This is a genomic window from Geodermatophilus saharensis (genome assembly GCF_900188205.1).
GTDB classification, from domain to species: Bacteria; Actinomycetota; Actinomycetes; order Mycobacteriales; family Geodermatophilaceae; genus Geodermatophilus; species Geodermatophilus saharensis.
In genome coordinates this window covers 12,785-28,313 of the sequence record NZ_FZOH01000014.1, presented here as the reverse complement: position 1 = coordinate 28,313, position 15,529 = coordinate 12,785, and the positions used below count along the sequence as shown (strand labels likewise).

The 15,529-nt window shown below is 76.4% G+C and carries 9 protein-coding genes; 4 read left to right on the top strand and 5 right to left on the bottom strand.

All coding sequences use genetic code 11. The features are described from left to right. Positions 1-48: 48 nt before the first annotated feature. The 3 genes from CHC04_RS23035 to ppk2 all read left to right on the top strand — a co-directional run bounded on the left by CHC04_RS23035 (position 49) and on the right by ppk2 (position 6,873). Entirely contained in the window at positions 49-4,938 is a 4,890-nt protein-coding gene (locus tag CHC04_RS23035) for an NAD-glutamate dehydrogenase (protein ID WP_089406299.1), read from the top strand. 171 nt (positions 4,939-5,109) lie between these two features. Beyond that, a complete protein-coding gene (locus tag CHC04_RS23030) occupies positions 5,110-5,835 on the top strand; it encodes a 1-acyl-sn-glycerol-3-phosphate acyltransferase (RefSeq protein WP_089406298.1) in 726 nt (241 codons plus the stop codon). Between the two features lie 21 nt (positions 5,836-5,856). Beyond that, positions 5,857-6,873 (top strand): polyphosphate kinase 2, encoded by a 1,017-nt coding sequence (ppk2, locus tag CHC04_RS23025; protein WP_245817687.1) that lies wholly within the window; start codon positions 5,857-5,859, stop codon positions 6,871-6,873. Between the two features lie 72 nt (positions 6,874-6,945). On the opposite strand, the gene CHC04_RS23020 is transcribed toward ppk2, so the two are convergent. Beyond that, positions 6,946-8,382 (bottom strand): amidase, encoded by a 1,437-nt coding sequence (locus CHC04_RS23020; RefSeq protein ID WP_245817685.1) that lies wholly within the window; start codon positions 8,380-8,382, stop codon positions 6,946-6,948. 52 nt (positions 8,383-8,434) lie between these two features. Here CHC04_RS23020 and CHC04_RS23015 point away from each other — a divergent pair, with 52 nt between their 5' ends. Further along, a complete protein-coding gene (locus tag CHC04_RS23015) occupies positions 8,435-10,123 on the top strand; it encodes a DEAD/DEAH box helicase (protein ID WP_245817683.1) in 1,689 nt (562 codons plus the stop codon). A 16-nt stretch (positions 10,124-10,139) separates the two neighbouring features. Here CHC04_RS23015 and CHC04_RS23010 read toward each other — a convergent pair whose 3' ends face one another. The 4 genes from CHC04_RS23010 to CHC04_RS22995 all read right to left on the bottom strand — a co-directional run bounded on the left by CHC04_RS23010 (position 10,140) and on the right by CHC04_RS22995 (position 15,398). Beyond that, positions 10,140-10,589 (bottom strand): iron chaperone, encoded by a 450-nt coding sequence (locus CHC04_RS23010; protein ID WP_089406295.1) that lies wholly within the window; start codon positions 10,587-10,589, stop codon positions 10,140-10,142. Between the two features lie 113 nt (positions 10,590-10,702). After that, entirely contained in the window at positions 10,703-13,315 is a 2,613-nt protein-coding gene (locus tag CHC04_RS23005; RefSeq protein WP_245817681.1) for a SpoIIE family protein phosphatase, read from the bottom strand. A 151-nt stretch (positions 13,316-13,466) separates the two neighbouring features. Then, positions 13,467-14,213, bottom strand: coding sequence for a peroxide stress protein YaaA (yaaA, locus tag CHC04_RS23000; protein ID WP_089406316.1), 747 nt, complete (start codon positions 14,211-14,213; stop codon positions 13,467-13,469). A gap of 87 nt (positions 14,214-14,300) precedes the next feature. Next, positions 14,301-15,398, bottom strand: a complete 1,098-nt coding sequence (locus CHC04_RS22995; protein ID WP_089406315.1) for an SPL family radical SAM protein — start codon at positions 15,396-15,398, stop codon at positions 14,301-14,303. Between the last annotated feature and the right edge of the window lie 131 nt (positions 15,399-15,529).

Below are 15,529 nucleotides of genomic sequence, written 5' to 3'. Positions count from 1 at the left end.
GTGACCTCCCGCTGACGCACGCCCGCAGCCGCAGTAGTTTCGCTGTACATGAGCACCAACGCCGTGGACACCGTCGTCCCCGGCCGACCGGAGGACGAGGTCCCGCCCGGACTGGTCGCCCTCGAGGCGGCCAACGACCGCAAACGGGCACTGCTGACCGAGGCCGCCGCCGTCGCTGCCGACACCCTCGAGGAGGGGCCGGGACTCCCGGCCGGCTGCGGCCTCACCGACCTCCCGGCGCTGCTGCAGCGCTACTACTGGAGCGAGCCGGCCGCCGAGGTCCTCGGCCACGCACCGGCCGACCTCGCCGCGCTGGCGCTGCGCCACCTGCGGGTGGCCGCCGTCCGCGCGCAGGGCGCCGCGACCGTCGTCGTCGAGCGGCTCGACGACGGCCGCCGCCTGCTGCTCACCGTCACCGACGACATGCCCTTCCTCGTCGACTCGGTCACCGCCGAGGTGGTCCGCCAGGGCGTGGGCCTGCAGCACGTGGTGCACCCGGTGGTGGTGGTCCGCCGCGACGTCTCCGGCGGGCTGCGCGCCTTCTGCAACAGCGGCGGCACCGAGGTCGCCGACTGCGGGCCCGACGCGCTGGCCGAGTCGTGGATGGCCGTGGTGCTCGACGGCCCGCTCGACGACGAGGCCGCCGACGACCTGGTCGCCGGGCTGCGCACCGTGCTGGCCGACGTCCGGGCGGTCGACGAGGATGCCCCCCGCATCGCCGCCCGCGCGCTGGAGCTGGCCACCCGGCTCGAGGAGATCGGCACCCTCGACACCGCCGACCCCGCCGACGACCCCGCCGAGGTCGCCGCGCTGCTGCGCTGGCTGGCCGACGGCAACCTCGTGCTGCTCGGCGCCCGCGAGGTGGAGGTCGGGACGACGGTGCGCGCCGTCCCCGGGTCCGGGCTGGGGGTGCTGCGCAGCGACACCGCCGCGGCCCTGCCCGAGGCCGCCGGGCCGCTGGGACCGGCGCTGGTGACCGTCACCAAGGCCGACATCCGCTCCACCGTGCACCGGCGCGCCTGGCTCGACCTCGTCGCGGTCACCCTCCCCGGCCCCGACGGCGGCCCGGCCCGCCAGCACCGCCTGGTCGGGCTGTTCCCGACCACCGCCGCCGCGACCGGCGTGCGCGACGTGCCGCTGGTGCGCCGCCGGGTCGAGGAGGTGGTGGCCGGCTCCGGCGTGCCGGCCGACAGCCACACCGGCAAGGAGCTCGTCGGCGTGCTGGAGACCCTCCCGCGCGACGAGCTGTTCCAGGCCTCCGCCGGCGAGCTGCTGCCCGTGGCGATGGCGGTGCTGCACCTGCAGGAGCGCCGCCGGACCCGGCTGTTCCTGCGCCGCGACCCCTACGACCGGTTCTGGTCGGCGCTGGTCTACGTGCCGCGCGACCGCTACACGACCGAGGTCCGGCTGGCGATGCAGCAGATCCTGCTGTCCCGGCTCGGCGGCCGCGAGATCGAGTTCAGCGCCTACTCCACCGAGTCGGTGCTCACGCGGCTGCACTTCGTCGTGCGGGTCCCGGTCGGCCGCGGCGGTGCGCCCACGCTGCCCGGTGTCGACGCCGACCTGCTGCAGCGGGAGCTGGCGGCCGTCGCCCGCAGTTGGACCGACGACCTCGCCGACGCCCTCGGCGAGCGGTACGGCGCCGAGGCCGAGCAGGTGCTGTCCCGGGTGGCCGACGCCTTCCCGGCCGCCTACCAGGACGACTTCCCCGCGACGACGGCCGTGGAGGACCTCGCCCGCCTCGACGCGCTCGCGCCGGGCGAGCTGGGCCTGCGGCTGCGCCGTCCCCGGGGGGCCGACGCCGCCGAGCCGCGGTTGACCGTCTACCGGGTGGGGGAGCGGCTCCTGCTCTCCGACGTGCTGCCGGTGCTGCAGCACATGGGCGTCGACGTCGTCGACGAGCGGCCCTACGAGATCGACCGGATCGGCGCCCGGCCGGCGTGGATCTACGACTTCGGCCTGACCGCGCCCGGCGGGGAGCTGCCCTTCCCCGGCTCGCTGCCCGAGCGGTTCACCGAGGCCGTGGCGGCGGTGTGGCGCGGCGACGCCGAGGACGACGGCCTGGGCGCGCTGGTGCTGCTGGCCGGGCTGAACTGGCGCCAGGTCACGGTGGTGCGCGCCTACGTGCAGTGGCTGCGCCAGGCCGGCCTGCCCTTCGGCATGTCCTACGTCGAGTCGGTGCTGGCCGGGCACCCCGACGTCGTCGCCCGGCTGGTCGCGCTGTTCGAGACCCGCTTCTCCCCCGACCGCGAGGCCGGCCGCGCCGCCCGGCAGGAGGACCTCGCCGCGTCGCTGCGCGAGGCGATCGGCCGGGTCGAGTCCCTCGACGCCGACCGCGTGCTCACCAGCCTGCTGGCCGCCGTGCTCGCCACCCAGCGCACCACCTACTACGCGGGCGGGCCGCTGGCGATCAAGCTCGACCCGCACGCCGTCCCCGACCTGCCCGAGCCGCGGCCGGCCCGCGAGGTGTTCGTCAGCTCGCCGCGGGTGATGGGCGTGCACCTGCGCTTCGGCGCCGTCGCGCGCGGCGGGCTGCGCTGGTCCGACCGCCGCGAGGACCTGCGCACCGAGGTCCTCGGCCTGGTCAAGGCCCAGATGGTCAAGAACACCGTCATCGTCCCGACCGGCGCCAAGGGCGGCTTCGTCGTCCGGAACCCGCCCCCCGAGGGCGCCTCCCGCGAGGAGGTCCAGGCCGAGGGGCAGGCCTGCTACCGGCTGTTCATCGGCGCCCTGCTCTCGCTCACCGACGACATCGTCGGCGGGCGGGTGCAGCCCCCGCCGCGGGTCGTCCGGCACGACGGCGACGACGCCTACCTCGTCGTCGCGGCCGACAAGGGGACGGCGACGTTCTCCGACATCGCCAACGCCGTCGCCATCGAGCGCGGGTTCTGGCTGGGCGACGCCTTCGCCTCCGGCGGCTCGGTGGGCTACGACCACAAGGCCATGGGCATCACCGCCCGCGGCGCCTGGGAGTCGGTGACCCGCCACTTCCGCGAGCTCGACGTCGACGTGCAGAGCCAGGACTTCACCGTCGTCGGCATCGGTGACATGTCCGGCGACGTGTTCGGCAACGGCATGCTGCTGTCCGAGCACATCCGGCTGGTGGCGGCCTTCGACCACCGGCACGTGTTCGTCGACCCCGACCCGGACGCGGCGACGTCGTTCGCCGAGCGCCGGCGGCTGTTCGACCTGCCGCGCTCGTCGTGGGCCGACTACGACCCCACGCTGATCAGCGCCGGGGGAGGGGTGTGGCCGCGCACGGCGAAGGCGATCCCGGTGAGCGAGCCGATGCGCGCCGCGCTGGGCCTCGACGACGACGTCGACACCCTCACCCCGCCGGAGCTGGTGCGGGCGGTGCTGCTCGCGCCGGTGGACCTGCTGTTCAACGGCGGCATCGGCACCTACGTGAAGGCGGCCACCGAGAGCCACGTCGACGTCGGCGACAAGGCCAACGACGCCGTCCGGGTCGACGGCGGGCAGCTGCGGGTGCGGGTCGTGGGGGAGGGCGGCAACCTCGGCCTCACCCAGCGGGGCCGGGTCGAGTACGCGCTGGCCGGCGGCCGGGTGAACACCGACGCCATCGACAACTCCGCCGGCGTGGACACCTCCGACCACGAGGTGAACATCAAGATCGCCCTCAACGGGGTGGTCGACGCCGGGCAGCTCGACGCCGGGGGCCGGGCGGCGCTGCTGGAGGAGATGACCGACGAGGTCGCCACCGCCGTCCTCACCGACAACCACGCGCAGAACGCCACCCTGGCCGCCGAGGTGGCCGGGGCGCGCAGCCTGCTCGACGCGCACGAGCGGTTCATCCGGCACCTCGAGCGCTCGGGCCGGCTGGTGCGGGCGGTGGAGGCGCTGCCCGACGACCGGGCCCTGGCCCAGCGGCGCCGGGACGGGCACGCGCTGACCAGCCCGGAGCTGTCGGTGCTGCTGGCCTACGCCAAGCTCGAGGTCAACGACGCCGTGCTGGCCTCCGACCTGCCCGACGACCCCGCGCTGGCCCGCCTGCTGCGCGACTACTTCCCGGCGCCGCTGCGCGAGCGGTTCCCCGCGGCGGTCGACACCCACCCGCTGCGCCGCGAGATCGTCGCCACGGCGCTGACCAACCGGGCGGTGAACACCGCCGGGGTGACCGGGGTCTTCCGGCTGGCCGAGGAGACCGGCCTGGACCTCGCCACGGTGGTGCGGGCGCACGCGGTGGCCCGGGCGGTGTTCGAGGTCGACCGGCTGTGGGACGCGGTCCGGCCGCTGGACAACCGGGTGCCCGCGCCGGTGCAGGTCGAGCTGCGGGTCGAGGCGACGCGCCTGGCCGAGCGGGCGGCCCGGTGGCTGTTGCGGCTGCCCGAGCTGGCCGGTCGCCCGGCGGTCGGCATCACCGCCGTGACCGAGCGGTTCGCCGCGCCGGTGGCCGCGGTGCGCGCGGGCCTGCCGGGCTGGCTGCTCGGCGACGAGGCGGCCGCCTACGCCGCGCGCGCCGAGCGGCTGCGCGCCGCCGGGGTGCCCACCGACCTCGCCGGGGAGCTGGCCGCGGCGGCGCTGCTGCCCGCGGCACTCGACCTCGCCGTCGTCGCCGAGCGGACGGGGGCGCCGATCGAGCTGGTCGGGCGGGTGGCGCAGGAGCTGGCCGACCGGCTGTCGCTGGTGCCGCTGCGCGAGCTGGTCATCGCGCTGCCGCGGGACCGGCGCTGGCCGTCGATGGCGCGCGCCGCGCTGCGCGACGACCTCGCCGCCGAGCAGGCCGAGCTGGCCGTGGAGGTGCTGTCCGGGCGGAGCGGCTCGGACGCGGCCGGGCTGGTGGCGGACTGGGTCGGCGGCTGGGACGCCCCGCAGCGCCGCGCGGCCGCGCAGCTGGCCGACATCGCCGCCGGCGACCGGCACGAGCTGCCCGAGCTGGTGGTCGCCGTCCGCACGCTGCGGGGCCTGCGCGGCCGCTAGGAGCCCCTCCGTCCGTTGATCATCGGGTGCGTGCCGCTCGCGTCGGCGTGTCCGCGCGTGTCCCGTGCACGCACCCGATGATCAACGGCTGGGAAGGCGCCCGTCACCCGCCGGACACCTGCGCCGCCCACGCTGGCCCCCGGACACACCGGCCCACCCCGGGAGGCCCCGATGGACAGCCCGACCGCCGCACGCCCCGCCCTGACACCGGTGCTGGCCCGCACCGCCGTCCGTGCCGCCACCGCGACCTGGGGCGGGGACCGCCGCCGGCAGCGCCTGCGGGTGCGCACCGCCGCGGAACTGCTCTGCGCCCGGGGGCTGCGGGTGCGGGTGGTCCCCTCCCCGCTCGCCTGGCCGCGCGGTCCCCGCCTCGTCGTCGCCAACGCCGCCGGCTGGACCGACGTGCTCGCGCTGGCCACCGTCGTCCCCGGCACACCGGTGGTCGACGCCGACCTCGTCGACACCGCGCTGCTGCGCTCGCTGACCCGCCGCGGCGGCCTGCTCGTCGACGACGGCACCGGTGCCGTGCGCGGTGAGGTCGCCGAGCTGCTGCGCCGTGGCGCCACGGTCACCGCCCACCCCGGCGGCGCGGCGACCGACGGCGAGCCCGGCCGGTTCCGCGCCCGCGCGCTCGCCGCCGCCGTCGACGCCCGGGCGCCCGTCTGCCCGGTCGCCGTGCGGCACGCCGACGGCGACCGCGTCGTCGAGGTGCACCTGCTGCCGGCCCTGCAGCCGGGCGCCGACCCCCGCCCGCTGGCCGCGCTGGCCGAGTACGCCGTCGCCCACGTGCTGGAGGCCGGGGGGACCGTGCCGGTGGGCCCGGCGCCGGGCGCCGCGCCGTCGCGGCGGCGCAGGACTGTCCGCGCCCGTGCCGGGTACGGGCGCGGACGTCCCTGACCCGACCGGGAGGAGGCTCCCGTGCAGCCCGACACCCTGGTGGATCGCGACGACAGCGACGGTGCCGACGGCGACACCCCGATCCGCGTGCCGGCGAAGGCCGAGGTCGTCGACCTGTCGAAGTGGCGGCTCAACTCCCTCCCCGACGAGAACAGCGACGAGGACTGGGACGACGACCGCGAGCTGTTCGGGCCCGACGGCCTGCGGGTGGAGACCTGGCGCGAGGGCTACCCCTACACCGAGCGCATGGAGCGCCGGGAGTACGAGATCGAGAAGCGCCGGCTGCAGATCGAGCTGCTCAAGCTGCAGGGCTGGGTGAAGGACACCGGCCAGAAGCTGGTCATCGTCTTCGAGGGCCGCGACGCCGCCGGCAAGGGCGGCACGATCAAGCGCTTCACCGAGCACCTCAACCCGCGCGGCGCCCGCGTCGTCGCGCTGGACAAGCCCTCGGAGCGCGAGCAGAACCAGTGGTACTTCCAGCGCTACGTGCAGCACCTGCCGGCGTCCGGCGAGATCGTGCTGTTCGACCGGTCCTGGTACAACCGCGCCGGCGTCGAGCGGGTCATGGGTTACTGCACCGAGGAGCAGTACCAGCAGTTCCTCGTGCAGGCCCCCGAGCTCGAGCGGATGTTCGTCGACAGCGGCGTGCTGCTGTTCAAGCTGTGGTTCTCGGTCTCCCGCGGGGAGCAGCGCTCCCGGTTCATCGTGCGCCAGATCGACCCGGTGCGGCAGTGGAAGCTCTCGCCCACCGACCTCGCCAGCCTCGACAAGTGGGACGCCTACACCGTGGCCAAGGAGGCGATGTTCCTCCACACCGACACCGCGCACGCGCCGTGGACGGTGATCAAGAGCAACGACAAGAAGCGCGCCCGCCTCGAGGCCATGCGCCACGTGCTGTGCCGGCTGGACTACCAGGACAAGGACGGCGACGTCGTCGGCGACCCCGACCCGCTCATCGTCGGCTCGGCCGCCGACGTGCTGGAGGAGTCCTCCGACACCCCGGTGGCCCCACCGCTGCCGCGGTACGCCCGCCGCTGAGCCCGCCTCCGACTCCCTCGATGCCGCCGTCTGCGGCTCTCTAGCCGGGGAACTAGAGAGCCGCAGACGGCCTCAGAGGACCGGACGGCGGCGACCGAAGCCGGTGGCCTGCTCGATGGCGTGGGCGATCTCCAGCAGCCGCCGGTCCGCGCGGGGGGCGGCGACCAGCTGCAGGCCGACGGGCAGCCCGTCGGGCGTGAACCCGCCGGGCAGCGACAGCGCGGGGCAGCCGGTGGCCGACACCAGCGTGCAGGAGCGCATCCAGCCCAGGTAGTCCGCCTGCGGCACGCCGGCCACCTCCGTCGGGTACTCCTGCTCGACGGGGAAGGGCAGCACCTGCGTCGTCGGGGCGAGCAGCACGTCGTGGTCCCCGAAGAAGCGCACGACCTCCTCGTACAGCCGGGTGTGCGCCATCTCCGCGCGGGCGACGTCGGCACCGCTGAGCGCCGCCCCGATCGCGGCGTTGCCGCGGATGGCCGCCTTGACCTGGTCCGGCGAGCGGCGCACGGCCTCGCCGAAGGTGGCCTCGAACAGCCAGCCGCGCAGGGTGCCGAACACCTCGTCGGCCTCGCGCAGGTCGGGACAGGCCTCGGTGACGACGCCGCCGAGCGACTCGACCACCGGCAGCACCTCGCGCAGCACCGCGGGGATCGCCGGGTCGACCGGGACCAGGCCGCCGAGGTCGGGGGCCCAGGCCACCCGCAGGCCGCGCAGGTCCTCCGGCAGCGGTGCGGCGAACCCCGCGGGGTCGTCGGCCAGCGCGATCGGCACCCGCGGGTCGGGGCCGGCGATCGCGGAGAGGACGAGGGCGACGTCGGCCACCGTGCGGCCCATCGGCCCCTGCACCGACAGCGTCGACCATCCCATCGCGGCCGGCCAGGTGGGCACCCGGCCCGGGGTGGGCCGCAGCCCCACCACGTTGCAGAAGGCGGCCGGGTTGCGCAGCGAGCCGCCCATGTCGCTGCCCTCGGCCACCGGCACCAGCCCGGCGGCCAGCGCCGCGGCCGCCCCGCCGCTGGAGCCCCCCGCCGACAGCCCGTGCCGGTAGGGGTTGTGGGTGGCGCCGAAGAGCGGGTTGAAGGTGTGCGAGCCGGCCGCGAACTCCGGCACGTTGGTCTTGCCCACCCGGACCGCCCCGGCCCGCCGCAGCCGCTCGACGACGAGCTCGTCGCGCTCGGGCACCGTCCCCGCGTGCAGCGGCGAGCCCCAGGTGGTGCGCATGCCGCCGGTGGCGTGGGTGTCCTTGTGCGCCACGGGCAGCCCGTGCAGCGGGCCGACCTGCTCGCCGGCGGCCAGCGCGGCGTCGGCGGCGTCGGCGGCGGCCCGGGCGCCCTCGGCGTCGAGGGTGACGATCGCGTTGACCTGCGGGTCGACCCGCTCGATGCGCGCCAGGTGGGCCTCGAGCAGCTCGCGTGCCGACACCTCGCGCGTGCGCACGAGGGCGGCCAGCTCGGTGGCCGGGCGCAGGCAGAGGTCGCTGTCGGGCGGGGCCGGGGTGTCGCGGGTCACCCGGGGAGGGTGCCACGTCGGTGCAGCGGGGGACATGGCCGACACTGGACGGGTGGACGGCGAGACGACGCAGGTGGACGCACCCGACGAGACCAGCGCCTTCGCCGACCTCGGCCTGCGCCCGGAGCTGCTGGCGGCGCTGTCCCGGCTCGGCTACGAGGAGCCGACGCCGATCCAGCGCGAGGCCGTCCCGCCGATGGTCGCCGGCCGCGACCTGCTCGGCCAGGCCGCCACCGGCACCGGCAAGACCGCCGCCTACGCGCTGCCGGTGCTGCAGCGGCTGCCCGACGACCGTCCGGGCGGGGACCCGCTGGCACTGGTGCTCGTGCCGACCCGCGAGCTGGCCATCCAGGTGTCGGAGGCGCTGCACCGCTACGGCCGCGACCTCGGCGCCCGGGTCGTGCCCGTCTACGGCGGGCAGCCGATCCCGCGCCAGTTGCGCGCGCTGGCGGCCGGGGTCGACGTCGTCGTCGCCACCCCCGGCCGGGCGCTGGACCTGCTGCAGCGCGGCAGCCTGCACCTGGGCGGCGTGACCACGGTGGTGCTCGACGAGGCCGACGAGATGCTCGACATGGGCTTCGCCGAGGACCTCGAGGCGCTGCTGGAGGAGGTGCCCGAGGAGCGCCAGACGGTGCTGTTCAGCGCCACCATGCCGCGCCGGCTCGACAGCATGGCCCGCCGGCACCTGCGCGACCCGCTGCGCATCCAGGTGGCCCGCGAGGTGCCCAGCGAGGGCGAGGCCCCGCGGGTCCGGCAGACGGCGTTCGTCGTCGCGCGGGCGGCCAAGCCCGCGGCGCTGGGTCGCGTCCTCGACGTCGAGAGCCCGACCGCGGCGATCGTCTTCTGCCGCACCCGCGACGAGGTCGACGACCTCACCGAGACCCTCAACGGCCGCGGCTACCGCGCCGAGGCCCTGCACGGCGGGATGAGCCAGGAGCAGCGCGACCGGGTGATGGGCCGGCTGCGCAGCGGCACCGCGGAGCTGCTGGTGGCCACCGACGTCGCCGCCCGCGGGCTGGACGTCGAGCAGCTCACCCACGTCGTCAACTACGACGTGCCGGCCGCGGCCGAGACCTACGTGCACCGCATCGGCCGGGTGGGCCGGGCCGGGCGCGAGGGCGTGGCCATCACGCTGGTCGAGCCGCGCGCGCACCGGATGCTCAAGACGATCGAGCGGGTCACCGGCGCGCCGATCAAGGTGGAGCGGGTGCCCACCGTGGCCGACCTGCGCGCCCGCCGGCTCGAGCTCACCCGCGCCGCGCTGCGGGAGAGCCTGCTCGGCGACGACCTCGAGCGCTTCCGCGCCGTCGTCGAGACGCTCACCGACGAGTTCGACGTCGTGGAGGTGGCCCTCGCCGCGGTCAAGCTCGCGCACGAGGCCACCGGCGGGCCGGACGACGAGGAGGAGATCCCCGAGGTGACGCTGCGGCCCGAGCGGCCGCGGCGCGACGGCGACCGCGGCGACCGCGGCCCGGGCCGGCCGCCGCGCGCCCGCTCGGCCGGCGGGGACACCGAGCGGCTGTTCATCGGCGCCGGCCGCAGCGCCGGGGTCCGCCCGGGTGACCTGGTCGGCGCGATCGCGGGGGAGACCGGGCTGCGGGGCCGCGACGTCGGGGCGATCGAGATCGCCGAGCGGTTCAGCCTGGTGGAGGTGCCCGCCGCGGCCGCCGAGGAGGTCATCGCGGCGCTGCGCGCCAGCAGCGTCAAGGGCCGGAAGGTCACCGTCCGCCGCGAGCGGTGAACCCGGCGGACCGGGGTCAGGAGGTGGCGGCCCGGACCAGGTCGACGACCCGTGCCTCCACCGCGGGGCTCCAGGCCCGCAGGGCGAACGACGTCGGCCAGAGGTCGCCGTCGTCGAGCCGCGCGGCGTCGTTGAAGCCGAGGGTGGAGTACCGGGCCTTGAACTTGCCCGCGTCCTGGAAGAAGACGACGACCCTGCCGTCGGCGTCGGCGTAGGCCGGCATGCCGTACCAGGTCCTCGGCGACAGCCCGGGAGCGGTCGTGGTCACCGCGACGTGCACCCGCTCGGCGAGCGCACGGTCCTCGGGTGCCATCCCGGCGATCGCGTCCAGGACCGCCTGGAGCCCGTCGGCCTTCCTCGCGCCCTTGCGCCCCTCGGCGCGCAGCTCCTCGGCGCGCTGCTTCATCGCGGCACGCTCCTCGGCGGTGAAGCCGGTGGACTCCTGCGCGACGTCCCTCGTGGGCATCGCTCACTCCCTCGCACTCCGGGGCCCGGCACCGTGCCGGCCTCGGGGAGAACGCTAGGGAGCGGCCCGGTCGGCGGGCTTCTCGATTCCTGACCGGTTCGGGACCCGGCCGGTCAGCGGCGGGGAGGGCCGGCGGGGTCCTCGGGGACGACGTCGGGCACCCGGTTGGGCCCGGCGACGGCGGGCCGCGGGCGGTCCTGCCGGTGCAGGCGCACCGCGACGAGGGCGACGTCGTCCTCCGGGCGGCCGTCGACGAGCCGCTCGAGCACCTCGTCGAGCAGTTCCTGCAGCGGCCGGTCGGCCAGCTCGCGCAGCGTCTCGCGCAGCCGGGCCATGCCGGCGTCGAGGTCGGCGTCGCGCCGCTCGATGAGGCCGTCGGTGAACAGCAGCACGGTCGCGCCGCGGTCGAGGGTCACCACCGACTCCTCGCGGCGGGCCTCCGGGTCGACGCCGAGCAGCAGGTCGCCGCGCCAGGAGGCCAGCTCGGCCACGCTGCCGTCGGGGTTGGTGACCAGCGGCGGCAGGTGACCGGCGTTGGCCCAGCGCATGCGGGTGACACCGCGGCGGCGCTCGTCGTCGGTCTGCTCGAAGCGGGCCACGGTCGCCGTCGCGAGGACCCGGGTCTGCAGCAGCGCCATCGAGGCGTCCAGCCCGCGCAGCACCTCGCCCGGGCCGGCGTCGCTGTAGGTGGCGATGCCCCGCAGCAGCCCGCGCAACTGGCCCATGGCCGCGGCGGCCTCGGTGTCGTGGCCGACGACGTCGCCGATGACCAGCATCGTCGCCCCGCCGGGCTGCAGGAACGCGTCGTACCAGTCACCGCCCACCCGGGCGGCCTCCGCGGCCGGCAGGTAGCGCACCGCGATCTCGGCGTGGTCGGGCTCGGGCGGCTCGGTGAGCAGGCTGCGCTGCAGGCCCTCGGCCAGCGCCTGCTGCTGCCCGTAGAGGCGGGCGTTGTCCAGCGCCAGGCCCGCCCGGTCGGCGACGTCCTGGGCGGTGGCGAGGTCCTCCTCCCGCGGGGCCCAGCCCCGGCGGAAGTACAGCGTCATGACGCCGAGGGTGCGGTCGCGGCCGCGCAGCGGGAGCGCGATGGCCGACTCGGGTGCCAGCGCGCCGAGCAGGTCGCGCGCCTCGCCGTCGCCGAGCAGGTCGAGCACCGACTCGGCACGCTCCATGACCGCCTCGCCGGTGAGCAGCGCCCGCATCAGCGGGGCGGTGGCCGGCATGGCGTCCAGCCGCAGGGCCACGTAGCGCTCCAGCAGCGGGCGCGCCGCGGGGTCGGCGTGCCAGTGCCCGACGTCGCGGGGCCGGCCGTCGGGGTCGACGACGGTGACGATGCACCAGTCGGCCAGCGCGGGCACCACCAGCCGGGGCAGGTGCGCCGTCGCGGTCTGCGCGTCGAGGGCGCCGGCGAGCTCGGCGCTGACCTGGGCCAGCAGCGCCAGCCGCTGCGCGCCGCGCTCGGCGCGGTCCTGCACCCGGCGGCGCTCGGTGACCTCGAGGAAGTAGACCGACAGCCCCTCCGGGCTCGGCCAGGCGCGCAGCTCGTACCACCCGTCGAGCGGCGCGGGGTAGTAGGCGTCGAACTGCACCGGCGTGCCGGTGCGGACGGCCGCGCGGTAGCTCTCCTCGAAGGCGCTGTCGAGCGCCGCGGGGAACGCCGTCCACAGCTCCTGGCCGAGCAGTTCCTCGCGGCTGCGGCCCAGCAGCCGCTCGGCCTCGGCGTTGACGTGGGTGAACCGCCACGCCCGGTCGAGGGAGTAGAAGCCGGCCGGCATGGCCTCGAGCACGCGGGTGACGCGCATGCCCGCGGCGCGCTCGGCGGTGGTGTCGTAGGCGGCGCCGAGCACGCGCGCGGCCGCGCCGTCGTCGTCGCTGAGCGTGCGGCCGCGGGCCTGCACCCAGCGGGTCTCCCCGCCGGGCCACACGACGCGGTACTCGGCCTGGTAGTCGCCGCGGGTGGCGATGCTGGCCTGCAGCGCGTCGGTGACCCGCGGCAGGTCGTCGGGGTGGACGCGGTCGTTGAAGGCCTCGATGGTGCCGCCGAAGTCGTCGGCGTCGTAGCCGAACATCTCGATCAGCCGGGCGTCCCAGACCAGCTCGCCGGTGCGCAGGTCCCAGTCGAAGGTGCCGATGCCGGCCGCGTCGATGGCCAGCCCCCAGCGCAGCCGGTCGCTCTCGTACTCGGTGCGCAGCGCGGCGAGCTCCAGCTCGGTCATCGCCGCGGCGGCGAGCTGGCGCAGGGTGGCGACGTCGGTGTCCGACCACGGCCGCGGCGCCGGCGCGACGACGCAGAGGACGCCGACGACCTGGCCCTCGGGGTCGATCAGCGGCGCGCCGAGGTAGGCGCCCACCGCGCCGGCCGCGACGGGCCCGAGGTCGGACACCCGGGGGTCGGCGTGCGCGTCGGCGACGGCGTAGGGCACGCGGTCGGCCGCGGCGATCGTGCAGGCGCTGGCCTCCAGCGGCTGCTCGGCGCCGACGGTCCCGGCAGGGAGCCCGGTGCTCGAGACGATGACCTGGACGTCGTCGACCAGGGACAGCTGGGCGATGGGCGCGGCGAGCAGCCGCGCGGCCAGCTCGGTGAGCCGGTCGAGCGCGGAGCTGGCGTCGCGCAGCCGCAGCCGGCGGGCCGCCCGCGTCCGGGGACGGTCGGCCTGCAGCACCTGCGCGGCGGCGCGCCGGTCAGCGACCCGACCCCCCTCGCGGAGTCGCGACGTGTCGTCCACCGAACCTCTCCGCCCGGCTCGTGGCCGACTCGACATCGCCGCAACGGCCGTTGCTCGGCGCGGGCGGTGTACATCGTAAGCGACGCCGGGTTGCGGCCAACAGGCCTGACGAGGGGTGCGCCTCGTCTCACCAGGCGTGAGGACGGGCCGCTCAGGACGGCGGCAGCACGAGGGTCAGCGCCGTCCCGCCGTCGTGTTCCACGTGCAACCCCGCGCGGCGCAGCAGCGCCCGGAGCCGCACGACGCCGTCGGGCTCGGCGGTCGTGGTGGCCAGCAGCCGGGCGACGCGGCCCTTGTGCGCCTTGTTGGCGTGGCTGACCACCGTGCGGCTTCCGTCGGCGCGCTCGCTGAGCACGTCGACGGTCACCGCGCCGGGCACCGGCGCGAGCGCCTGGTAGGCGCCGCTGCGCAGGTCGACGACGAGCTCGCCGGTGCCGGTGAGGGCGGGGCCGAGGACCGGCCGCCACAGCGCGCGCAGCCCCGGCAGGCCGGGCAGCGCCGAGCCGGCCGACAGGCGGTACGCCGGGATCGGGTCACCGGCGCGGACCACGCCGAACAGCGCCGAGCCGACGGCGAGCCGGCGGTCGGCCCGGGCCCGCTGGGCGCGGGTCATCGTGCGGACGCCGAGCGCGTCGTAGAGGACGCCGGTGTAGCGCTCGACCGCCGGCGCGGTGGAGCTGGTGCGCAGCGCGGCGTTGCGGGCGAGCTCGGCGTCCTGGCCGGGGGACAGGCCCAGCGCGGTGCGGGCGGCGGGCGCGTCGGCGGCCAGGGTGACCAGCGCGTCGACCAGCCGCTCGCGGACCGGGGTCAGCTCGGGGGCCGACAGTGCGGCCAGGTCCAGCGGGCCGCCGTCGCCGTCGGGGGACTTGGTCTCCGAGGGCGGCAGGAGCACGAGCACGACGGGCCAGGCTACGTGGCGGTCGCCCCGCACCCCCGGGAGCCCGGGTGCGTGCACTTCCGCGGAAGGGCCCCGAGTGGTCCTTCATCAGGTCCAGTACAGGAGGCGGGCGCCGGGCAGCCGCTCGGCCACCTCGCGCTCGAACCAGGTGCGCAGCTCGGCCATCGTCTCCTTGCGGTAGACGTGCTTGACCGAGCCGAACTTGCCGCGCTTGGTGGTGCGGCGCGACTCGTCCATCTCCAGCTTGGTCCGCGGGTACCAGTCGAGCAGCGTCTCCTTGCTGCCCGGCGTGAACCGGTGGGTGATGCACTCGACGGTGAGGTCGGAACCGGCCGGGACGGCGGCGGCGATGCCGTCGAGCAGCTCGGCGTACTGCTCACGCCAGCCCTCCACCGGCATGATCGGGGCGATGGTGGCGCCGACCGGGTAGCCGGCCGCGGCCACCGCCGACATCGCCCGCAGCCGCGCCGGCACCTTGGCCGTCGCGCCCTCGAAGCGGCGGTCCACCGACGTCGCGTTGACCGAGAACCGCAGCCGGGTGCGCCCGCCGTGGGGGAGGGTCAGCAGGCCGGCGACGTCGTCGAACTTGGTGGTGGCGCGCAGCTGCACCGGGCCGGGCCAGGCGTGGGTGCCGAAGTGCTCGACCATCCGCGACAGGCCGCCGGTCAGGTGCTCGATCGCCAGCGGGTCGGTGTAGCAGGAGGCCTCGAACGTCGTCCCCTCGCCGCCGCGCTCGAGCGTGCCGGAGGTGACGGCGCCGCGGCCGACGTAGCCGTCGAGGGTCCCGAGCACCTCGTCGAGGTCGGCCCACACGCGGGTGATCGGCGGGCCGCCCAGCGACCCGGCCAGGTAGCAGTACTGGCAGTGCGCCGGGCAGCCCTCGGCCAGGTCCAGCCGGAAGTCCGCCGACGGCGGGATGGGCTGCAGCTCCCGCTTCGACGGCGGCGGCACGACGAGGGCCATCGTGTCCTTGGCGGCCATGAACGCCGCACGGTCGTCGTCCCCCCGCAGCGACGGCAGCCGGTCACCGGGCAGCAGCTCGATCGCGTCGACGCCGACGGCCTCGAGACGGGCGAGCACCCGCTGCCCGTGCGGGCGCTCGGCGGCCGACCGGGTGACGAGGACCCGCTTCGGGGTCCACAGCCGGGAGGGGGTGGGGGTCTCGGGCAGAGCGGGCGCGGTCATCACCGGGTACAACACCGCCCGCGCCGCGCCGATGCCCCGCCGGAGGGCGTTCCCGCAGGTCAGCCGGTGAGGTGAGCCACCACGGGCGGACCTCCCCGGGCCCGCGCCGGGTGCTCCCGACGCCGGGCATG